Origin of the sequence: Mycobacterium sp., assembly GCF_032159775.1 — a bacterium.
Lineage (GTDB): Bacteria > Actinomycetota > Actinomycetes > Mycobacteriales > Mycobacteriaceae > Mycobacterium.
Window position 1 is genome coordinate 1 of record NZ_JAVHWK010000085.1, and the last position, 20,403, is coordinate 20,403.

A 20,403-nucleotide genomic window follows, 5' to 3' on the forward strand; every position below is an offset into this window, starting at 1 on the left:
AGCCCGAGCCCAGTCCCGCCCCGGTGGCGGCGACCAATGGATCGGCCAGGGTCACCAGCGGAGCGGAGACCACGAACACCCAGGTTCCGTCGGCCACCAAGCCGCGTCCGCTGCAGGTGCTACGCGACTCGCTCAAATTCGATCCGCCGAAGCCACCGTCGGGAACCCGCCCCAGTGGCGACGGTCCGTTGAAGAAGATCGTCGGTGCCCTAACCGGGCAGCCGCAGAAGTCGACGACCGCCGCGGCGGCCGGGACCAACGAGTCGTCCGGCGCTGCCGCCTAGGTTCGACTGTCGCAGTTGAGCGAGACGGTGATCGTCCGGCGCACCACGATTTCGACGTAGTCGAAGTCCCTCTTGTCGCCCTTGCGGCCGTTGTCCACTCGGACTGTGCGGGTGATGTCCTGCGGATTCCGCACGCTCGTCACGACGCACTGATCGAGCGGGGCGCTGCCCACACGATCGATGTTCACGTCGTAACCGGAAGCCTCCAGCTGCCCGATGGTCGCGTAAGCGCCGCCAGGGGCGATGGGTTCGGCTGTCGCGATAGTTGCCGGCGCGAGCATCAACCCCGCCGCCACGATCCCCCCTGTCATAGCAGATGCTGCTCGCATGACAGTTTTCTCCATACTTCTCATAGGCCCGACCCATTAGTTGATCGCTCTAGACACGCAAAACGTTGCCAACCGGTTCATTGAGCTCTCTGTGGTATCAACGGGCGTGCGCCGGTTCGGGCTCGGGATAGCGCTGGCGGTGACATCCGTCGTCGCAGGCTGCGGCCATGCCGGCGTGCCTTCCACTCCGTCGGCTAACGCACCGTTGGCGGCGGAATCCCAGGTCAACCCTGCGAATATCAGCCGGGTGCGCGGCGACCTGCCCGCCGGATACGAGGTGGCAGACCTCAGCGGCACCGCGTCTCCCGCAGCCTTCTGGGGCTTCGGGCCCGGCTGGGTCACCGAACCGCCGCAGTGCGGACTGCTGGCAGGTCCCCCCACCGACGACGCGACGAGCAAAGGCTGGTCGGGATCGGGCCCTGGCGGCATCGTGCACGCCGTCGTCACCGGATCACCGGCGTCGCCGATAACTTTCGACCCAGCTGTGCTCGCCGATTGCGGGCAATGGACGGTGGCATCGGGGAACACCACCGGCACCGTCAACCTCATCGATGCGCCGACCATCGAAGGCGCGACCACCGTCGGCATGGACACCACGGCCAAGACGGTCGTCGAAGGTGGCATGGAGACGACGTCGGCGGTGTACACGTTCAGCGCCTATCTCGGCGACTATCTGGCATTCGTCACCGTGGTGGCCGATCCAGGTTCGCCGAATCCTCCACTCGGCCAGGAATTCGCCGCCGATCTCTTGGTCAAAACGGTGTCGGCGTTACGCGGTTGACGCGCTGTCGACGGGTACATTGGCGGCGATGTCGAACCTGAGGCCCCTGCTCGTCGTCGCCTGCGTCGGTACGCTCGCCGCGTGCGGATCTGCCGAATCGGCGCAGCCGGACACGTCGCACGCCGACATCGCCAATATCAAGAACCTCCGGTTGGACTTCCCCGCGCCGTTCAAGGTCACCGAGATCACGCCGACGGCGATCGACCCACGCGTGCTCGAACCCCAAAAGCTGCCTGCACAAATAAAATTCGAGCCGGCCGATTGCGGACAGTTCGCGAATCAGCAGGTTCTGCCCGCCGGGGTGAAGGGCAACATGGCGGCACTGACCGCCGAGGGCGAGGGCAACAGGTTCATCGTGATCGCCGTGGAGACATCGGAAACCGTGCCGGTGCATGGGCCTCCGGAGAACTGCCAGAAAGTCGGATTCGCCGGTCCCGGCGTGCGCGGTCTCATCGAGGTGGTGGATGCGCCGAAGATCGACGGTGTTGTGACCCAAGGTGCGCATCGAATCGTCCAGACCACCGTGGGCGGAAAAGCCCGTACCGGTGAGCTTTACAACTATGTCGCCAGACTCGGCTCGCTGATGGTGATCGTCACCGCGAATCCGCTCGTCATACCCGACAAGCCCGTCGCTCCCGTCGACACCAAGCGCGCGGGCGAGCTGCTCGGCGCGGGCGTCTCCGCGGTGAAGGCCTGAGGCTCAACGCACGTCGTACGGACGGAACTGGATGCTGATCCGCTGACCAACCGGCTTCAGCGTCTTCGGGATGGAGTGCTCCCACGTGCGCTGGCACGACCCACCCATCACCAGCAGGTCGCCGTGATGGTGTTGCAGCCGCAGCGATTTGCCGCCTCCGCGCGGGCGCAGCGCGAAAACTCTTGTGGCGCCAAGGCATACGATTGCCACCATGGTGTCCTCGTTGCTGCTTCGGCCGATGTTGTCGCCGTGCCAGGCCACGCTGTCATCACCGTTGCGATACAGGCACAGGCCCGCGGTGGTGAAGGGTTCGCCGAGCTCGCCGCCGTACGTGTCGTTGAGCCGCCTGCGCATCTGTTTGAGCATCGGGTGGGGCACCGGTTCGTCGGCCAGGTTGTGGAAGCTGACAAGGCGCGGCACATCGAGAACGCGGTCATACATCTGCCTGCGCTCGGCCCGCCACGGGATGACCTCCATGAGTTCGCCGAACAGCGAGTCCGCGTCGGACAGCCAGCCCGAGCGCACCTCGACCCACGCGCCTGCGCCCAGGTGCTGCCGCTCGGCGGGGTCGAACAGAGAGTTTTGAAGTGCCAGCTCCATGGCCAGAGTTTATCGCACAGGCGTTCGAGTGATCTAGAGCCGCACCGCACCGGGTCCGCGGTCGGCCAGCACGTCGCCGGGGTTGGACAGCGCGCACGTCTTCAGGCTCAGGCAGCCACAGCCGATGCAGCCGGCCAGGTTGTCGCGCAGCCGCTGCAGATGGAGGATGCGGTCGTCGATGTCCTGGCGCCAGCCGGCCGACAGTCGCGCCCAGTCCTTGCTGGTCGGGACGCGGTCGGTGGGCAGGGTCGCGAGCGCCTGGCGGATCCGGGCAAGCGGAATGCCGAGGCGCTGCGACATCCGGATGAACGCGACGCGCCGCAACGACTCGCGCGGGTATCGGCGCTGATTGCCGGTGGTGCGACGGCTGGCGATCAGGCCCTGGCGTTCGTAGAAGTGCAGCGCCGAGACGGCCACACCACTGCGGTCGGCCATCTCGCCGGGCGTCAGCTCGTGGATCTCCATACCTAAACCATAGTTGAGGTGCCGCGCACGCGAGGAGCAAATGTGTCTGCCGCGATACGGTGCTTACTGTGTCCGATATTGCGCTGGGGGTGAACTCCGAGGTCGGGGCTCTGCGGGTGGTCGTCCTGCACCGCCCCGGCGCCGAACTGCAGCGCCTGACACCTAGAAACAACGACGCGCTGTTGTTCGACGGCCTGCCCTGGGTGGCGAGGGCGCAGGCGGAACACGATGCGTTCGCCGACCTGCTGCGCTCGCGCGGTGTCGAGGTTCTGCTGCTGTCGGATCTGCTGACCGAGGCGCTGTCCAGTGGCGCGGCCCGCATGCACGGCATCTCGGCGGCGGTGGACGCGCGTCGGCTCGGATTGCCTTTGGCGCAGCAGCTTTCGGCATATCTGCGAACGCTGGAGCCCCCAGCGCTGGCGCATATCCTGATGGCGGGCATGACGTTCACCGAGCTGCCACTGGCCGGCGGTGAGGTTTCCCTGGTTCGTCGCATGCACCACGGCGGCGACTTCGTCATCGAACCGCTGCCGAACCTGTTGTTCACCCGCGACTCGTCGTTCTGGATCGGGCCACGGGTAGCGATCACGTCGCTGGCGCTACCCGCGCGGATCCGCGAGACATCGCTGACTGACCTGGTCTATGCGCACCATCCACGGTTCCTCGGCGTCCGGCGGGCCTACGAGTCGCGGTCCGCGCCGGTCGAAGGCGGCGACGTGCTGTTGCTGGCGCCGGGAGTGGTTGCTGTCGGTGTCGGAGAGCGCACCACGCCGGCGGGTGCAGAGGCCTTGGCGCGCAGCCTGTTCGACGACGATCTGGCCCACACGGTGCTGGCGGTGCCCATCGCCCAGGAGCGTGCCCAGATGCATCTCGACACGGTGTGCACGATGGTCGACACTGACGCGGTCGTCATGTACCCCAACATCGTCGACTCGTTGTCGGCGTTCACGATGCACCGCACGGGAGACGGCGGGGTCAAGATCGACGAGGTCGCGCCGTTCGTCGAGGCGGCCGCGAACGCGATGGGTATCGAGAAACTGCGCGTGATCGCGACGGGCCTTGATCCCGTCACCGCCGAGCGTGAGCAGTGGGACGACGGCAACAACACGCTTGCGGTTGCGCCTGGCGTCGTCGCCGCCTACGAGCGGAACATCGAAACCAACGCCCGCCTGCGGGATTCGGGCATCGAAGTGCTGCCCATCGAAGCCAGCGAGCTCGGTACCGGTCGCGGCGGCCCACGCTGTATGTCCTGCCCCGTCGCCCGCGACCCCATCTAGCGCGGTCCGCGAAATTTGCGCTGAAGGCTGTGATTCGACCGGATTCACAGCCCTCAGTGCAATTTCGGTGGCGTCCACGCGCGCTGGGCGAATGCTGAGTAGGCGCGGTGGAGGATGAAACGTCGGCTGTGTTCGGCGACCACGCGGATGTCGATCCACCCCTCACTGGCTATCAATTCTGCTCGTCCGATGTCGTGAACGTATTGATTACGTACGGCGCTGTGATGTGCGCCCTCATAGTCGAAGCCGACCCGCGGGTCGTCGTAGCCCATATCGATGAATGCTCGGTTCTTCCCGTCGGCCACCATGATCTGAGTTCGCGGCGGCGGCAGCCCATCGTCGATGAGGACCAGCCTCAGTCGCGTTTCTTGGGGCGACTGCGCTCCGCCGTCCATCAGCGGCAACGCGATTCGGGCACGGGGAAGACCACGTGCCCTCGGGTATCGATCGGCGAGCAGAATCACGCCTGAGGCTTCGATACCCGTCGCCCTCGCGAGCGCATCGAGATGAGCCACCGCCGAGTTCCGTGGCTGATGGCGGGCGATGTCGAATGCCGTGCGCTCGGGAGTCGTGACGGGCATGCCGTCGATCTCAATGATGTCCAGAGCGTCGATTCGCTCGTTGCGCACCTCGATGCCCCGTGGTGGTCGGCCACAATGCCAGATCATTTCGACGGGTGTGTCCGCGTCCACCCACTGAGCGCCATGCAGCGCTGCCGCCGCACGACCCGCGATTACCCCGTTGCGCCCGGACCATAGCCAGGCGGCAAGAGTCCGCTGTCTGAGCGACGGCACGGTCTGCTTTTGCAGGTACACGCCCGGGAAGATCGCTTGATAGTTCCATCGCAGGCGTGCGCGAGTGATGCCGCCGCGCGCTAACGCGTCGCTACCGACAAAAACCTCGCGCATGCCGCGATGGTGTCCAACCGAGCCGACAATTTTGTCTGTGCTCGTCAAGATTGCACAGGGGGCTGTGGATAGCCGGACACAGCAGCCCTATGCGCAATCTTCGGGTTCGCGGGAAGGCGGGCTATCGCCAGCTGGGCAGCCAGATCTCGAGGTTCCACGTCGTCTGCGAGATCGGAATGCCCGTGAGGATCGGATACAACCAGGCGAAGTTCGTGATCACAAGGGCCACATAGCAACTGACGGCTACCAGCCCGAGCGTTCTTCGCTCGGCGTTCTGGTTGGGTTGATGCAATATGTCGCCGCAGATCATCGCGATCGCCATGACAAGGAACGGTGACATGGTGGCCGCGTAGAAGAAGTACATCTGCCGGTCGATGTCGGCGAACCACGGCAGGAAGCCCGCGCCGTACCCCACCAGCACGGCGCCGTATCGCCAGTCCCGCTTGACGAACGCGCGCCACAATGCCCAGCCGAGCACGGGCACGGCGATGAACCACATGGTCGGCGTGCCCACCAGCATCACGGCCTTCACGCATGACTGCGCGCCGCAGCCCGACACGTTCTCCTGATCGATCGCATAGAGCACGGGCCGAAGCGACATCGGCCACGTCCACGGTTTGGACTCCCACGGGTGGTGGTTGCCGTCGGCGTTGGTCAGTCCGGAGTGAAACCGGTAGGCGCCGTAGGTGTAGTGCCACAGCGACCGGATCGCCCCGGGCAGAACGCCCCCAGGACCGATCGACTGGCCCACCTCGTAGCGGTTCACCGCCGTCTCCGACGCGAACCACGGTGCATACGACGCCAGGTAGACACCGAACGGGATCAGCGCCATCGCGTACGCGGTCGGGCCCACGTCGCGACGCAGCGTCCCCAGCCACGGCCGCGGCACCCGGTACTGCCTGCGGGCTGCGATGTCGAACGCCAACGTCATCAACCCGAAGAAGACGATGAAGTACAGACCCGACCATTTGGTGGCGCAGGCCAGCCCGAGCAATACACCGGCACCGAAGCGCCACCACCGCACGCCAAGGCGCGGCCCCCACGGGGTTTCGGCGATACGGCCCTCGAGCAGCGCGACGTGCATGCGTTCGCGCACCTGGTCACGGTCGACCATCAACGCGCCGAACGCCGCCACCACAAAGAATGCCAGGAAGCCGTCGAGCAGGGCCGTGCGCGACGCGACGAAGTTGACCCCGTCGGCGACGAGCAGCAGGCCCGCGATCGCGCCGACCATCGTCGAGCGAGTCATCCGCCGGACGATGCGGGCCACCAGGGCGATTCCGATGACGCCGAGCACCGCGCCGGTGAACCGCCAGCCCAGCCCGTTGTAGCCGAAGATCGCCTCGCCGATCGCAATCAACTGCTTGCCGACCGGCGGGTGCACCACCAGCCCGTAGCCGGGGTTGTCCTCGACGCCGTGGTTGAACAGCATCTGCCAGGCCTGTGGCGCGTAGTGCTTCTCGTCGAAGATCGGGGTGCCCGCGTCGGTCGGCGAGTTGAGGTTGAGGAACCTGGTCAGCGCCGCCAGCGCCGCGATGACCGCGGTCATCGTCCAGCCGTTCAGCCGGTCGACGGGCCCGAAGTCGGCGGCGGGCATCAGCGGCCCCGGGCTGATCACCGGGACCGAGCGCGCGGCCGTCGGCTCTTCGGTGGCGGTGGCGGTCACGGATGCGATCGTAGGCTGTGCGGGATGAGCCCCGGACGATTGCTGCTGGCCGCCACCCCGCTCGGGTTGCCCGCCGACGCCTCCGCTCGGCTGGTCAGCGCCCTGGGCAGCGCCGATGTGGTCGCCGCGGAGGACACGCGGCGGGTCCGGACGCTTGCGCAGGCACTGGAGGTCCGGATTGCGGGCAAGGTGGTCAGCCTGTTCGACCAGAACGAGGCGACGCGGGTGCCTGCCCTTGTCGACGAGGTGAAAAGCGGCGCGACGGTGTTGGTGGTCAGCGACGCGGGCATGCCCGTGATCAACGACCCGGGCTATCGACTGGTGTCGGCCTGCGTGGCGGCCGGGTTGAGGGTGAGCTGCCTGCCCGGTCCGTCGGCGGTGACGACGGCGCTGGCGGTCTCCGGGCTGCCCGCCGACCGGTTCTGCTTCGAGGGCTTTCCTCCGCGCAAGCATTCGGCCCGCAGGACATGGCTGACCGTGCTGGCGGCCGAGGCGCGGACGGCGGTCTTCTTCGAATCTCCTCGGCGGCTGGCGGCCTGCCTGCAGGACGCCGTCGAGGTGCTCGGTGCGGAGCGCCGCGCCGTGGTGTGCCGGGAGTTGACCAAGACCCACGAGGAGATCAAGCGCGGATCGCTTGCAGAACTCGCCGACTGGGCGGCCGACGGTGTTCTCGGCGAGATCACAGTCGTGCTGGCAGGCGCGGAGCCTCGGGCCGATCTGGAGACGCTGATCGCCGAGGTGAACGAGCTTGTCGACGACGGCGCCCGCGTCAAGGATGCGTGCGCGCAGGTCGTCGCCGCGAATCCGGGGGCGCCGTCGCGGCGCGAGCTTTACGATGCGGTTCTGCGCTCGCGCGACTGACGGAGGCACCATGGCACTGCCCGCGCTGGTGCTGGTGCACGGCGGACAGCACGCCGCGGACTGCTGGGATCCGATGATCGCCGAGATACACTGCGGGGCACCGGATCTTGCCGTCCTCGCGCTTGATCTGCCCGGGCGGCGCGACAAGCCCGGCGATCTGCTCACGGCATGCATCGACGAATGGGTCGACTCGCTGCTCGCCGACATCGAGGATGCGGGTATCGAAGACTTGGTCATTGTCGGCCACTCACTGGCGGGGCTGACCGTTCCGGGCGTCGTGACGAAGCTCGGGTCCTCACGCGTTCGCGAGATGGTGCTGGCCGCCGCGTTCGTGCCGCCGCAGGGCACCTCGGTCGTCGACACATTGCCCGGGCTGGTGGGTCGGTACACCCGCCGCAAAGCAGACACCGGAATGTCGGGCACGTTGCCGAACTCGTTGGCGGAGTTCGTGTTCTGTAACGGAATGACGCGCCCGCAGCGCCGGTTCAGCCGCGACCGGTTCTACGCCGAGTCGCCGTCGATCATCTTCGACAACGTCGACCGCTCCCAACTGCCCGACGACGTGCCTCGCACCTGGATCCTCACGCTGCGCGACCGCGCCCTTTCGGTGGCGTCGCAGCGCAGATCCATCGCCGCACTGGGCGGCGTGCAGACCGTGCTACCGGTGGACACCTGCCACAGCCTGATGGTCAGCCAGCCGGCACTGCTGGCGACGATCCTCGTCGAGCGCTGCCGACGGTACGCGTAGCGCCGACGATCGGGGCCGCCTTGTGCAGGCACTCGTCCCATTCCAGGTCGGGGTCCGAGTCCGCGGTGATACCGCCGCCGACGCCGAGAATCGCCGAGCCGTCCGCGTCGAACTCCACGGTTCGGATCGCGACGTTCAGCTCGAACCCGGCGACGGGCGAAGCGAAACCGACTGTGCCGCAATATACTCCGCGTCGATGCTGCTCCCAGCCGGTCAGCAGTTCGCGGGCGCGGGCCTTGGGCGTGCCGGTGACGGACGCGGGTGGGAACGCCGCGTACAGCAGCGCGGCCATGGGCATCTCGGCGGGCACCTGCGCCGACACCGTCGACACCAGATGCCACACACCGGGAGCCGGTCGCACCGCGAGAAGTTCGGCCACGGTGACCGAGCCCGTCACCGCCACGCGGCCCAGGTCGTTGCGGACCAGGTCGACGATCATGATGTTCTCCGCGACATCCTTCACCGACGCCCGCAGCGCCGCGGGATCCGCAGTCCGCGGCAGGGTGCCCTTGATGGGGCTCGACGTCACCTGATCGCCTGCGCGTCGCAGAAACAACTCCGGCGACAGTGACGCCACGCTGCCCCAGCCGCCTGCCAGATATGCCGCACGCGCAGGCGACGTGCGTTCCACCGCGTCGACGAAGAAGTCGATCGCGGCGCCGTCGAGCCTGCCTGCGAACTGCGTGCACACGCATGCCTGGTAGATCTCACCCGCGGCGATAGCCTCCAGGCAGTTGAGCACTCCTGCGCGGTGGGCGTCGCGATCCGCTTCTCCCCAGCTGATGTCGAAGGCCCTGGGCGGCAACGGGTTCCGTAAGGCGCCGGCAATCCATTCGGGAAGCGCTGCGCCGGAAAGGTTTTCGTACCACCAGTGCCCGTCGCGGTCCTGGCGCAGCACGCAGTCGGTCCAGCCGCCCGCCGCCTCCGGAATGCGGAAAGGCCGTCCGTCAGAGCTTGCGTCGGGGTACGACAGGTACCCGAACCAGCCACCGCCAACCGCACCGTCAGAGTGATTTCGGCGCGCCGACGTGCGCTGAGCGTCGGTGAGCGCGCCGAAATCGCCGCAGGTGACCGGTGCCACCGTCAACGACGGCGCGATGACGGCCCCCGAGCCGAACCATTCGCCGATCAGCGCCGCGGGCGGCGGCAGCCCACGCCGGTCTGCGGCCGCCGCGACCGCCCGCAACACCCGTGGGGCACTGCCGAGGTCGCCGAGTCGGTCGATCCGCACCGACTCAGCTTGTCAGACGCGGCGGGTGATCTCCCTACGCACGTCGACGCCGGTCAGCTTGTCCGGGTTGCGCATCGCATAGAAGTGGGTGATCTGCCCGTCGGTGATCTCGATCAGGAACACGCCCTCCAGCCGATCCCCGTTGTAGATCACGATCGCGGGCGAACTGTTGTAGACCGCCGACTGAAACCGGATATCCGGCATCCGTTCGGCCGCGACGCGGAAGAGTGCGGAGATCACGCTCGCCACCTTCCGTGCGCCGACGATGGGCCTGCGCGCGGCGGACGCCTTGCCATCGCTGTCGGCTGTCCAAGTCGCATCCGGTGCGAGCATCGCCATCAGCCCGTCCAGGTCACCCGTCGTCGCCGCGGTCATGAACCGGTCGGTCAGCTCCGCCGTCCTCGCGGAGTCGGCGGGCTCGAACCGCTTGCGCCGCGCCTGCACATGCTCGCGGGCCCGGTGCGCCACCTGACGCACCGAACCCACGGACTTACCCACCGCGCCCGCTATTTCGTCGTAGTCGAAGCCGAACACCTCGCGCAGCACGAACACCGCCCGCTCGTCGGGAGTCAGTGTCTCGAGCAGCACCAACATGGCCATCGAGACCGACTCGGCGAGAACAACATCAGCCGAGGCATCGCCTTCGTCGAGCAGCAGCGGCTCCGGCAGCCACGGCCCGATGTACTCCTCGCGACGGCGGGCGCCCGCCCGTAACGCGTTGAGTGCCTGCCGGGTCACCAGTTGCGCCAGATACGACTTGGTGTCCCGTACCGTCGCGAGGTCGACCTCGGCCCACCTGAGATAGCTGTCCTGCAGCACATCGTCGGATTCGGTTGCCGAACCGAGGATCTCGTAAACGATGGTGAACAGCAGCGGCCTCAGGTGGGTGAACCGCTCGGCGTGTTCGCCGCCCGCCGAGCCTGCAGTCTGGCCGTGGCCCGAAGTGGTCACGGGTTCGTGACCACCTGGGGCGCAGCAGTGGCTTGCACGGAGCGTTTGTCGCCCTTGAAGACAAGCCCCGAACCGGGCTTGCGCGCCTCCTGTCGCAGGCCCCACAGCGTGCCCTTGCAGATGGCTTCCTTCACCGACGCGGCCAGCCGACCGCGCACGTGCACCCTCGTCGGCGAGTCGTCCTTGTGCGAGAACTGCACTACCGCGCCCTTGCGGCCGAGGCTGGTGCATGTGCCGACGAACCTCGGCTCGATCACACCGGGCGTCTCGCCTGCGATGCGGCTCAGCACGGTGTCCGCCGCCTGCGTACCCAGCGGACCCGCGGCCTGGCAGCTCATGCGCAGCGGCTGATCGGACGGTGCGGCGCAGTCACCGGCAGCCACGATGCGGCCGTCGTCGACGCTGGTCAGCGTCTCGTCGGTGAGCAGGCGGCCCAACGCATCGGTGCGCAGTCCGCTGGCTGCGGCCAACTCGGGCACGCCGAACCCCGCGGTCCAGATGGTCACCGCGCTCGGGCGCACGGCGCCGTCGGCGAACACCACCGCATCCGCGCGCACCTCCGCCACCACATCGGACTCGAGCACGGTGACCCCGTGCTTGCGCATCCACGTGGCGACCGACCGTCGGGCCGCCTCGGACAGCGACGGGGCCAGCAGCCCTCCGCATACCAACGTGACCTTGCGACCCTGCTGGGCCAGCTCGGAAGCCGTCTCCACGCCGGTCAGCCCGGCGCCGACCACGGTGACGGGCGCATCGGGGTGCAGCTCGTCGATGGCCGCGCGCAGTCGCTGCGCCAACTCCAATTCCGCTATCGGGTAAGCAAATTCGGCAGCGCCGGGAACGGACGCCGGGACGGCTCCAGTGCTGCCGACCGCGTAGATGAGATAGTCGTAGCGCAGCGGCCTGCGGCCGGAGGCGAACTCGACCGTCTGCGCGCCGGTATTGATTCTGCTTGCGCTGTCGACGACCAATTGGATGCCTTCGCCCAGCAGTGTGCCGTAGTCGGCGGTCGGCTCACCGGTTCCGGCGACGAGTTGGTGCAGACGGATCCGCTCGACGAATTTTGGCCGCGGGTTCACCAACGTGATGTCGATGTCGCCACGCAACCGCAGATGGTTGGCCGCCAGCGTGCCTGCGTAACCGCCGCCGATGACCACGACGTGTGTGCGCTTGCCGGTCATGATGTCTCCTGTTCTCTCGATGATGCCCTCAAGACACCGCCGAGTCGCGAGACGTGACAAGACGTGACGCGTGTCACTCCACCTGGTAGCGCGGGAAGACGCCGACCGGGGCGGGCAGCGCGGTCCCCGGCGCCAACGGGCTGCCGATCGCGGCAAAGGTGCGCTGGTCGGTGGGCTGGCCGAGCAGGTCGAGCAGCTTGGCGGCCGAATCGGGCATCACCGGCTGCACCAGGAGCGCGGCGACGCGAACGACCTCCATCGTCGTGTACAGCACTGTGCGGAACCGCTGCTGGTCCGCCTCGGACTCCGACTTGCGCAGCACCCACGGCTCCTGCGCCGAGAAGTAGCGGTTGGCCTCGCCGAGCATCAGCCAGATGGCCTCCAGCGCGAGGTGCATGGCAGGCACGTCGAAATGCGCCCGCACCGTCGACAACAACTCCTCGCCCGCGCGCGCCAGCAGTGCGCGATCGTCGTCGGTGAACTCGGCCGGCTCGGGGACGATCCCGTCGAGGTTCTTGGCCACCATCGACAGCGACCGCTGCGCCAGGTTGCCCAACTCGTTGGCGAGGTCGGCGTTGATCCGGGTGATGATCGCGTCCTCCCCGTAACTGCCGTCCTGGCCGAACGGCACCTCGCGCAGGAAGAAGTAGCGCACCGGGTCGACGCCGAACGTATCGACGAGGTTCGCCGGGTCGACGACGTTGCCCACCGACTTGCTCATCTTCTCGCCTCGGTTGAGCACGAACCCGTGCGCGAAGACCCTGCGCGGCAACTCGATTCCCGCTGACATCAAAAACGCGGGCCAGTACACGGTGTGGAACCGGATGATGTCCTTGCCGATCATGTGCAGATCGGCAGGCCAGAACCGGGCGAACAGCTCTGAGGACGTATCGGGAAATCCGACACCGGTCAGGTAGTTGGTCAGCGCGTCGACCCACACGTACATCACGTGATCGGGATGGTCGGGAACCGGCACACCCCAGTCGAATGTCGTGCGAGAAATCGACAGGTCGCGCAGACCGCCGGAGACGAAGCTGACCACCTCGTTGCGCCGGACATCCGGCCCGATGAACTCGGGGTGAGCGGCGTAGTGGGCGAGCAGCCTGTCGGCGTAGGCGGACAGCTTGAAGAAGTAGGTCTGTTCCTCGGTCCACGTGACCGGCGCACCGGTCTCGGTCGCGATGCGCACACCGTCGGCGCCGACGGTGGTTTCGGCTTCGGTGAAGAAGCGTTCGTCGCGGATCGAGTACCAGCCCTTGTAGGAGTCCAGATAGATGTCGCCGGACTCGTTCATCCGCTTCCAGATGTCGATGGACGCCTCGATGTGGTCGGCGTCGGTGGTGCGGATGAATCGGTCATAGGAGATGTTCAGCTTGTCCTGCAGCCGCTGGAACACATCGGAGTTGCGTCGAGCCAACTCGGCGGTCGGAATGCCCTCGGCCGCGGCCGTCTCTGCCATCTTCAGCCCGTGCTCGTCGGTGCCGGTCAGATAACGCACGTCGAACCCGTCCAGCCGCTTGAATCGGGCGACTGCGTCGGTCGCGATGTATTCGTACGCGTGCCCGATGTGCGGAGCACCGTTCGGGTACGTGATCGCTGTCGTTATGTAGTACGGCTCGCTCATTTCCCATCACCTTATGGTGTTGCGGTGAGCAGTTCCCGTCCGGCGCCGCCGCCTCCCGAGCCGCTGGTTCCCTTGGTCGACGCGCACACCCACCTGGACGCGTGCGGCGCGAAGGACGGCGACGACGTGCGCGCGATCGCGGACCGCGCCGCGGCCGTCGGAGTGCAGGCCGTCGTCACCATCGCCGACGACCTCGACTCGGCACGCTGGGTCACCGAGGCTGCCGACTGGGACCCGCGGGTCTATGCGGCCGTGGCGCTGCACCCGACGCGGGCCAACGCGCTCACTGACGAGGCGAAGACGGTGATCGAGCGGCTGGCATGCCATCCCCGCGTGGTCGCGGTCGGCGAAACCGGGCTGGACAACTACTGGCCAGGCCGGCTGGACGGCTGCGCGACCCCCGGCGAGCAGCGCGACGCCTTCGCCTGGCACATCGACCTGGCCAAGCGGATCGGCAAGCCGCTGATGATCCACAACCGCGACGCCGATGCCGACGTACTCGACGTTCTGCGGGCCGAAGGCGCCCCGCCGACGGTCATCTTCCACTGCTTCTCGTCGGACGCTGAGATGGCGCGCACGTGCGTCGACGCGGGCTGGGTGCTGAGCCTCTCAGGCACCGTCAGCTTCCGCAACGCCCGCGCGCTGCACGAGGCGGCCGCGCTGATCCCGGCCGAGCAGCTGTTGGTCGAGACCGACGCACCGTTTCTCACCCCGCATCCCTACCGGGGCGCGCCGAACGAGCCGTACTGCCTGCCCTACACCGTGCGCGCCCTGGCCGATATCGTTGACCAGCCCGCCAGCGACGTGGCCCGAGAGACCACGAAAACCGCGAGCAGGGTGTACGGCTTCGAGGTGAACTCGTCGTGAACGGAGCCGGAGTTGCTGTTGCTGGGACGGTTCGTTACCGTCTTGTGATCTATGTCGGGGGCACAGAACCAGTCCGGGGCCCGAGTCGGGGAATAGCACTGATTTGAATGCATTAGACAGACTTCATGAGTCGCGCTCGCCACATCTGCGGGCGCTCGTTTTCATCACGTTGCTGGCGCTCACGTTCGCCGGCGGATTCGCCGTGGCGGCCCACAAGACCGTGACGCTGACTGTCGACGGCACCGAGATGACCGTGGCGACGATGAAAACGCGCGTCATCGACGTCGTCAAGGAGAACGGATACGACGTCGGCGACCGCGACGACCTCTATCCCACGGGCGATCAGGCCGTGCACCAGTCGGACGCGATCGTCCTGCGGCGCAGCCGTCCGCTGCAGATCTCGACCGACGGCGAGAACAGCCGCGAGGTGTGGACCACGGCCTCCACGGTCGACGAGGCTCTTGCCCAGCTGTCGATGGACGACAAGGCTCCCGCCGCGGCCTCTCGGGGCAGCCGGGTACCACTGGGCGGCATGTCGCTGCCCGTCGTGAGCGCCAAGAACGTGCAGATCAACGATGGTGGCGTGGTGAGAACGGTGCATCTGGCCGCTCCGAACGTCGGCGATCTACTTGCCGCCGCGGGCGCACCGCTGGCCCAGAGCGACTCGGTGGTGCCGGGCCCCTCCTCTCCCGTCGTGGAAGGAATGCAGGTCCAGGTCACGCGTGTCCGAATCGAAAAGGTCACCCAACGCGTACCGTTACCGCCGAACAGCACACGGATCGAAGACCCCACGATGAACATGAGTCGCCAGATCGTGGAGAACCCCGGAATGCCGGGAGTTCAGGACGTAACGTTTGCCATCGCTAAGGTCAACGGGGCAGAGACCGGCAGACTGCCAGTAGCCAATGTCATCGTCACGCCGGCAACTGACGGTGTGCTCCGGGTGGGCACCAAACCAGGCACCGAAGTGCCCCCCGTGAGCAGTGGCGGCACGTGGGATGCGCTGTCTCAATGTGAGGCGGGCGGCAACTGGGCGATCAACACCGGCAACGGTTTTTTTGGTGGTGTGCAGTTTGATCAAAATACCTGGGAGCGAAACGGTGGTCTGAGGTATGCTGCGAGGGCCGATTTGGCAACACGTGAAGAACAGATCGCGATTGCTGAGGTCACTCGAGCCCGTCAAGGTTGGGGCGCGTGGCCCGTATGTAGCGGGAGATTGGGGACGTCCTGACCATCAGATTGCTGGGCCGTACCGAAATTCGGCACCTCGCCAAAGAGTTGGATTTCAGGCCGCGTAAGTCCTACGGCCAGAATTTCGTACACGACGCAAACACCGTGCGTCGTGTGGTGTCGGCATCGGGAATCAACCGCCAGGACCACGTCTTGGAGGTCGGACCCGGACTCGGGTCGCTGACACTCGCGCTGCTCGACCGCGGCGCCAAGGTCACCGCCGTGGAGATCGACCCGGTGCTGGCCGGCCAACTGCCGCAGACCGTCGCCGAACACTCGCACAGCGAGATCAACCGGCTGAGCGTGCTGCATCAAGACGTGCTGGAACTGCAACCGGGCGATCTGCCCGAGGAGCCGACGGCGCTCGTTGCGAACCTGCCCTACAACGTGGCCGTTCCCGCGCTGCTCCACCTGCTCGCCGACTTCCCGTCGATCCGCACCGTGATGGTGATGGTCCAGGCCGAGGTGGCCGAGCGGCTCGCCGCAGAGCCCGGCGGCAAGGACTACGGCGTGCCCAGTGCCAAGGTCAGGTTCTACGGCAAGGTGCGCAGGCACGGCATGGTGTCGCCGACGGTGTTCTGGCCCATCCCGCGGGTGTACTCGGGGCTGGTTCGCATCGACCGGTACGAGACCACGCCGTGGCCGACCGACGACGGCTTCCGTCAGCAGGTCTTCAAGCTGATAGACATCGCTTTCGCTCAGCGCCGCAAGACTTCTCGCAACGCGTTCGCCGAATGGGCGGGCGGCGGAAACGAGTCCGCACGACGTCTGCTTGCCGCCAGCATCGATCCGTCGCGACGCGGCGAGACGCTGTCCATCGCCGACTTCGTCAGGCTTTTGGAGCGCTCGGGGGTTTGGGATCCCCAGACGAAAAGAGTGATCCAACCGAGCGAATCGCCCTAGTCGCGAGTTAGCGCCTCGCAGAGGCTCTCGATCATCTCTGTGCACGAGTCGTACCGGCTGTCCGGCATCTTCGCCAACGCTCTGTGCATTACCGAGTCGAAAGTTCTTGGCACCCAAGCAATCCTGTTTGAATAGCTTGGTGCCGGCTGGGTGAGATGAGCGTCGACCAGTTCCATCCATGTCTCTCCGGAGAACGGTGGGCTGCCCAGCAGTAGTTCAACGGCGGTGCACGCCAACGCATACTGGTCGGTGAGCGCTGACGGCGGCCTGCCGCGCAGCAACTCCGGCGCCGCGTACGGCAGTGAGGCCTCGACGCGCGTGGCGTGCCAATTCACCGTCTCCGAGACCGCGTACGCCACGCCGAAGTCGATGAGTACAGCACGGGAAAAGTCCCGCGAAACGAGAATGTTGGTCGGCTTGACGTCGCAGTGCACGATTCCGCAGCGATGTGTGTAGTCCAGCGCGTCGGCAATCTGGCCCAGCGCTGTCAGTCGAGTCTCCTTGTCGGGCAGCGCAGTTGAAGCGCCCCCGCCGATTACCTCCATGGTGAGCCAGCCGACGCCGTTGTCGTACACGGTGACGATGTGTGGGTGGTCGAGTTGATGAGCGAACTCGAATTCCCTTTGCAGTCGCGCAGTGTGATTGCTTCCACGAGGCTGGTCGTCGAGAACCTTCAGCGCCACTACACGATTCGGGTCGGCAGGCCGGTGCGCCCGGTACACGGCGGCATGACCGCCGCGTCCGAGTATCGCGTCGGTGACATAGCCCGCGAAGTCGTCGCCGACCTGAAGCACATTTCCCAGCCTAGGCCGGGTCGCTGGTCTGCCAATCCTGCGGCATCACTACGTGTCCGCGTGGTGTCGGCGATAGTGTCGTGCGGTGTCCAACGGCAGCCCCGCCTCGGAGTGGGTTCCCACCGGATCGGCCACCGTGCGGGTGCCGGGCAAAGTCAACCTGTATTTGGCCGTCGGCGATCGCCGCGACGACGGCTACCACGAGCTGACGACCGTCTTCCACGCTGTTTCACTCCTCGACGAGGTCACCGTCCGCAACGCCGACGTGCTGTCGCTCGAGTTGGCAGGGGAGGGCGCGCAGTCGCTGCCCACCGATGAGCGCAACCTCGCGTGGCAGGCGGCCGAGCTGATGGCCGAGCACGTCGGCCGGGCCCCCGACGTCGCGATCACCATCGAGAAGACGATTCCGGTCGCAGGCGGTATGGCGGGCGGCAGCGCCGATGCGGCGGCGGTACTGGTCGCGATCAACTCGCTGTGGGAGCTCGGCGTGCCACGCCGCGATCTGCACACACTGGCCGCCCGGCTGGGTAGTGACGTGCCGTTCGCCCTGCACGGCGGCACGGCGCTCGGCACCGGCCGCGGCGAGGAGCTGGCCACCGTGCTGGCCAGAAGCACGTTCCACTGGGTGCTCGCTTTCGCCGACGGCGGTCTGTCCACCCCGGCGGTGTTCGCCGAGGTCGATCGGCTTCGCGAGGCCGACGACCGCGCCGCGCCGAAGCCACAGGAGGATCCAGAACCGCTGCTGGCCGCCCTGGCCTCCGGCGATCCGGTCGCCCTTGCGCCGTTGTTGGGAAACGACCTGCAGCCCGCCGCGTTGAGCCTGCAGCCGAATCTGCGCCGGACGCTGCGCGCCGGTGTCGAGGCGGGCGCCCTGGCCGGGATCGTGTCCGGCTCCGGGCCGACGTGCGCGTTCCTGTGCACTTCGTCCTCGTCGGCCGTCGACATCGGAGCCGAGCTGGCCGGAGCAGGGGTATGTCGCACGGTCCGGGTGGCCAGCGGTCCGGTACAGGGCGCACGGGTCGTTCCGGCGCCAGCCACGTCGTAGATGTGAATCAGGCTTCCGCCGCAGGTGTGACACGAACCTCATTTACTGCATTAGTTTGGCAGTTACTTAAGAGTTGCCTAAGATGAGCGACGGTGAAAACTAGCGGTCAAGAACTGGGCGCGAATACTGCCGCCGCCGGAACATCCGGCGGGCGGGCGCCCCTTCCTAGCCCATCACCGAATCGAGACACAACCGCGCTCCAAATGTGTGCGCGCCTACGTGAAAGCGCCTGTTACCAGGCGGAGCATTACACACTGGCATTTGCGGTGGACCCAAGGAGGCTGTCGTCGTGAGCAGATTCACCGAGAAGATGTACCGCAGTGCTCGCAACGCGAGTACGGGCATGGTCACCGGTGAACCGCACGAGCCCCTTCGGCACACCTGGGGTGAGGTGCACGAGAGGGCCCGCCAGATCGCCGGTGGCCTGGCCGCCGCGGGCATCGGCCACGGCGACGCCGTCGGCGTGCTGGCCGGCTTCCCTGTCGAGATCGCGCCGACCGCTCAGGGTCTGTGGATGCGCGGCGCCAGCCTGACCATGCTTCACCAGCCCACTCCGCGCACCGACCTGGTGGTCTGGGCGGAAGACACGATGAACGTGGTGGCGATGATCGAGGCCAAGGCCGTCATCGTGTCCGAGCCGTTCATGGTCGCCGTGCCCGTGCTGGAGGAGCAGGGCATCAAGGTGCTGACGGTGCCCGACCTTCTCTCCGCAGACCCGATCGACCCGGTCGAGGTTGGCGAGGACGACCTGGCCCTCATGCAGCTGACGTCGGGCTCCACCGGCTCACCCAAGGCCGTGCAGATCACGCACAGCAACATCTACTCCAATGCCGAGGCGATGTTCATCGGCGCCCAGTACGACGTCGAAAAGGACGTCATGGTCAGCTGGCTGCCCTGCTTCCACGACATGGGCATGGTCGGCTTCCTGACCATCCCGATGTACTTCGGCGCCGAACTGGTCAAGGTCACGCCGATGGACTTCCTGCGCGACACCCTGCTGTGGGCGCGGCTCATCGACAAGTACAAGGGCACGATGACCGCGGCGCCGAACTTCGCGTACGCGCTGCTCGCCAAGCGGCTGCGGCGCCAGGCCCAGCCCGGCGACTTCGACCTGTCCACGCTGCGCTTCGCGCTCTCAGGCGCGGAGCCCGTCGAGCCCGCCGACGTCGAGGACCTGCTCGACGCGGGCAAGCCGTTCGGCCTGCAGCCGTCGGCGATTCTGCCTGCCTACGGCATGGCCGAGACCACCTTGGCGGTGTCCTTCTCCGAGTGCAATGCGGGACTGGTTGTCGACGAGGTCGACGCCGACCTGATGGCAGCGCTGCGCCGGGCGGTACCCGCGACGAAGGGCAACACCCGCAGGCTGGCGACGCTTGGCCCACTGCTCGAGGGGCTCGAGGCCCGGATCATCGACGAGCAGGGCAACGTGATGCCCACCCGCGGCGTCGGCATCATCGAGCTGCGCGGCGAGCCCGTCACGCCCGGCTACATCACCATGGGTGGTTTCATCCCGGCGCAGGACGAACACGGCTGGTATGACACCGGCGACCTCGGATACCTCACCGACAACGGCCACGTCGTGGTCTGCGGCCGCGTGAAGGACGTCATCATCATGGCGGGCCGCAACATCTATCCGACCGACATCGAGCGCGCCGCGGGCCGCGTCGAGGGCGTTCGGCCCGGCTGTGCGGTAGCGGTGCGTCTGGATGCCGGGCACTCCCGCGAGACGTTCGCGGTTGCCGTGGAGTCGAACGCCTACCAGGATCCCGACGAGGTGCACCGCATCGAGCGTCAGGTCGCCCACGAGGTCGTCGCCGAAGTCGATGTCCGCCCACGCAATGTCGTGGTGCTCGGCCCCGGCACCATTCCCAAGACCCCATCGGGCAAGCTGCGCCGCGCGAACTCCGTCTCGCTGGTCACCTAGTCCCGGGTCCCTCGCCCGCGAGGTAACACGGTGTCGG

The 20,403-nt window shown here is 66.9% G+C and carries 20 protein-coding genes and 1 pseudogene; 11 read left to right on the forward strand and 10 right to left on the reverse strand.

Annotation, left to right across the window (positions count from 1 at the left end):
• Positions 1 to 284: pseudogene (locus QOJ24_RS09020) on the forward strand (hypothetical protein); the annotation flags it as partial.
• On the opposite strand, the gene QOJ24_RS09025 reads toward QOJ24_RS09020, so the two are convergent.
• The gene (locus QOJ24_RS09025) at positions 281 to 595 is read right to left on the reverse strand and encodes a hypothetical protein (protein ID WP_526260646.1); all 315 of its coding nucleotides are present in this window, start codon (positions 593 to 595) and stop codon (positions 281 to 283) included. The pseudogene QOJ24_RS09020 and the gene QOJ24_RS09025 sit on opposite strands and share 4 nt — an antisense overlap.
• Positions 596 to 704: 109 nt before the next feature.
• Here QOJ24_RS09025 and QOJ24_RS09030 point away from each other — a divergent pair, with 109 nt between their 5' ends.
• Together QOJ24_RS09030 and QOJ24_RS09035 are read left to right on the forward strand one after the other, a co-directional pair.
• Complete coding sequence (locus QOJ24_RS09030) at positions 705 to 1,394, forward strand: DUF5642 family protein (RefSeq protein ID WP_526260647.1); 690 nt, start codon at positions 705 to 707, stop codon at positions 1,392 to 1,394.
• A gap of 28 nt (positions 1,395 to 1,422) precedes the next feature.
• Positions 1,423 to 2,091, forward strand: coding sequence for a DUF5642 family protein (locus QOJ24_RS09035; protein ID WP_526260648.1), 669 nt, complete (start codon positions 1,423 to 1,425; stop codon positions 2,089 to 2,091).
• Positions 2,092 to 2,094: 3 nt separating this feature from the next.
• Here QOJ24_RS09035 and QOJ24_RS09040 read toward each other — a convergent pair whose 3' ends face one another.
• Together QOJ24_RS09040 and soxR are read right to left on the reverse strand one after the other, a co-directional pair.
• Positions 2,095 to 2,691 (reverse strand): alpha-ketoglutarate-dependent dioxygenase AlkB, encoded by a 597-nt coding sequence (locus QOJ24_RS09040; protein ID WP_526260649.1) that lies wholly within the window; start codon positions 2,689 to 2,691, stop codon positions 2,095 to 2,097.
• Between the two features lie 33 nt (positions 2,692 to 2,724).
• Positions 2,725 to 3,156, reverse strand: a complete 432-nt coding sequence (gene soxR, locus QOJ24_RS09045) for a redox-sensitive transcriptional activator SoxR (RefSeq protein WP_526260650.1) — start codon at positions 3,154 to 3,156, stop codon at positions 2,725 to 2,727.
• A gap of 68 nt (positions 3,157 to 3,224) precedes the next feature.
• Between soxR and arcA the strand changes: the two genes are divergently transcribed.
• Positions 3,225 to 4,433, forward strand: a complete 1,209-nt coding sequence (arcA, locus tag QOJ24_RS09050) for an arginine deiminase (RefSeq protein ID WP_526260651.1) — start codon at positions 3,225 to 3,227, stop codon at positions 4,431 to 4,433.
• 53 nt (positions 4,434 to 4,486) lie between these two features.
• Here the strand turns inward: arcA and QOJ24_RS09055 are convergent, their stop codons facing one another.
• Positions 4,487 to 5,341: a type IV toxin-antitoxin system AbiEi family antitoxin gene (locus tag QOJ24_RS09055; RefSeq protein WP_526260652.1), complete on the reverse strand. Its 855-nt coding sequence runs from the start codon at positions 5,339 to 5,341 to the stop codon at positions 4,487 to 4,489.
• 121 nt (positions 5,342 to 5,462) lie between these two features.
• Positions 5,463 to 6,938, reverse strand: a complete 1,476-nt coding sequence (locus tag QOJ24_RS09060) for a dolichyl-phosphate-mannose--protein mannosyltransferase (protein WP_526260674.1) — start codon at positions 6,936 to 6,938, stop codon at positions 5,463 to 5,465.
• A gap of 93 nt (positions 6,939 to 7,031) precedes the next feature.
• On the opposite strand from QOJ24_RS09060, the gene rsmI reads away from it, so the two are divergent.
• A complete protein-coding gene (gene rsmI, locus QOJ24_RS09065) occupies positions 7,032 to 7,868 on the forward strand; it encodes a 16S rRNA (cytidine(1402)-2'-O)-methyltransferase (protein WP_526260653.1) in 837 nt (278 codons plus the stop codon).
• A 10-nt stretch (positions 7,869 to 7,878) separates the two neighbouring features.
• Positions 7,879 to 8,616, forward strand: coding sequence for an alpha/beta fold hydrolase (locus tag QOJ24_RS09070; RefSeq protein ID WP_526260654.1), 738 nt, complete (start codon positions 7,879 to 7,881; stop codon positions 8,614 to 8,616).
• Here QOJ24_RS09070 and QOJ24_RS09075 read toward each other — a convergent pair.
• The 4 genes from QOJ24_RS09075 to metG all read right to left on the reverse strand — a co-directional run bounded on the left by QOJ24_RS09075 (position 8,558) and on the right by metG (position 13,603).
• Positions 8,558 to 9,847 carry an aminodeoxychorismate synthase component I gene (locus QOJ24_RS09075; protein ID WP_526260655.1) on the reverse strand — a complete coding sequence of 430 codons (1,290 nt, stop codon included), beginning with the start codon at positions 9,845 to 9,847 and terminating at the stop codon, positions 8,558 to 8,560. The genes QOJ24_RS09070 and QOJ24_RS09075 overlap by 59 nt on opposite strands.
• A gap of 12 nt (positions 9,848 to 9,859) precedes the next feature.
• Positions 9,860 to 10,798, reverse strand: a complete 939-nt coding sequence (sigJ, locus tag QOJ24_RS09080) for an RNA polymerase sigma factor SigJ (RefSeq protein WP_526260656.1) — start codon at positions 10,796 to 10,798, stop codon at positions 9,860 to 9,862.
• Positions 10,795 to 11,979, reverse strand: coding sequence for an NAD(P)/FAD-dependent oxidoreductase (locus QOJ24_RS09085; protein WP_526260657.1), 1,185 nt, complete (start codon positions 11,977 to 11,979; stop codon positions 10,795 to 10,797). The genes sigJ and QOJ24_RS09085 overlap by 4 nt, the downstream gene beginning before the upstream one ends.
• A gap of 73 nt (positions 11,980 to 12,052) precedes the next feature.
• Positions 12,053 to 13,603 carry a methionine--tRNA ligase gene (metG, locus tag QOJ24_RS09090; protein WP_526260658.1) on the reverse strand — a complete coding sequence of 517 codons (1,551 nt, stop codon included), beginning with the start codon at positions 13,601 to 13,603 and terminating at the stop codon, positions 12,053 to 12,055.
• Between the two features lie 24 nt (positions 13,604 to 13,627).
• Here metG and QOJ24_RS09095 point away from each other — a divergent pair, with 24 nt between their 5' ends.
• The 3 genes from QOJ24_RS09095 to rsmA all read left to right on the forward strand — a co-directional run bounded on the left by QOJ24_RS09095 (position 13,628) and on the right by rsmA (position 16,603).
• Entirely contained in the window at positions 13,628 to 14,470 is an 843-nt protein-coding gene (locus tag QOJ24_RS09095) for a TatD family hydrolase (protein ID WP_526260659.1), read from the forward strand.
• A gap of 103 nt (positions 14,471 to 14,573) precedes the next feature.
• The gene (locus QOJ24_RS09100; protein ID WP_526260660.1) at positions 14,574 to 15,701 is read left to right on the forward strand and encodes a transglycosylase family protein; all 1,128 of its coding nucleotides are present in this window, start codon (positions 14,574 to 14,576) and stop codon (positions 15,699 to 15,701) included.
• A complete protein-coding gene (rsmA, locus tag QOJ24_RS09105; protein ID WP_526260675.1) occupies positions 15,698 to 16,603 on the forward strand; it encodes a 16S rRNA (adenine(1518)-N(6)/adenine(1519)-N(6))-dimethyltransferase RsmA in 906 nt (301 codons plus the stop codon). Before QOJ24_RS09100 ends, rsmA begins: the two co-directional genes overlap by 4 nt.
• On the opposite strand, the gene QOJ24_RS09110 is transcribed toward rsmA, so the two are convergent.
• Complete coding sequence (locus tag QOJ24_RS09110) at positions 16,600 to 17,397, reverse strand: serine/threonine-protein kinase (RefSeq protein ID WP_526260661.1); 798 nt, start codon at positions 17,395 to 17,397, stop codon at positions 16,600 to 16,602. The genes rsmA and QOJ24_RS09110 overlap by 4 nt on opposite strands.
• Before the next feature lie 85 nt (positions 17,398 to 17,482).
• Here QOJ24_RS09110 and QOJ24_RS09115 point away from each other — a divergent pair, with 85 nt between their 5' ends.
• Together QOJ24_RS09115 and QOJ24_RS09120 are read left to right on the forward strand one after the other, a co-directional pair.
• Positions 17,483 to 18,442, forward strand: a complete 960-nt coding sequence (locus tag QOJ24_RS09115; protein ID WP_526260662.1) for a 4-(cytidine 5'-diphospho)-2-C-methyl-D-erythritol kinase — start codon at positions 17,483 to 17,485, stop codon at positions 18,440 to 18,442.
• 289 nt (positions 18,443 to 18,731) lie between these two features.
• A complete protein-coding gene (locus QOJ24_RS09120) occupies positions 18,732 to 20,366 on the forward strand; it encodes a fatty acyl-AMP ligase (RefSeq protein ID WP_526260663.1) in 1,635 nt (544 codons plus the stop codon).
• Positions 20,367 to 20,403 lie beyond the last annotated feature (37 nt).

Bases quoted from the DNA above. Each gene is read 5' to 3' on its own strand.
- QOJ24_RS09025 (WP_526260646.1), bottom strand. From the start codon at position 595: ATGACAGGGGGGATCGTGGCGGCGGGGTTGATGCTCGCGCCGGCAACT.
- QOJ24_RS09035 (WP_526260648.1), top strand. From the start codon at position 1,423: ATGTCGAACCTGAGGCCCCTGCTCGTCGTCGCCTGCGTCGGTACGCTC.
- QOJ24_RS09040 (WP_526260649.1), bottom strand. From the start codon at position 2,691: ATGGAGCTGGCACTTCAAAACTCTCTGTTCGACCCCGCCGAGCGGCAG.
- soxR (WP_526260650.1), bottom strand. From the start codon at position 3,156: ATGGAGATCCACGAGCTGACGCCCGGCGAGATGGCCGACCGCAGTGGT.
- QOJ24_RS09055 (WP_526260652.1), bottom strand. From the start codon at position 5,341: ATGCGCGAGGTTTTTGTCGGTAGCGACGCGTTAGCGCGCGGCGGCATC.
- QOJ24_RS09060 (WP_526260674.1), bottom strand. From the start codon at position 6,938: ATGCCCGCCGCCGACTTCGGGCCCGTCGACCGGCTGAACGGCTGGACG.
- rsmI (WP_526260653.1), top strand. From the start codon at position 7,032: ATGAGCCCCGGACGATTGCTGCTGGCCGCCACCCCGCTCGGGTTGCCC.
- QOJ24_RS09070 (WP_526260654.1), top strand. From the start codon at position 7,879: ATGGCACTGCCCGCGCTGGTGCTGGTGCACGGCGGACAGCACGCCGCG.
- QOJ24_RS09085 (WP_526260657.1), bottom strand. From the start codon at position 11,979: ATGACCGGCAAGCGCACACACGTCGTGGTCATCGGCGGCGGTTACGCA.
- metG (WP_526260658.1), bottom strand. From the start codon at position 13,603: ATGAGCGAGCCGTACTACATAACGACAGCGATCACGTACCCGAACGGT.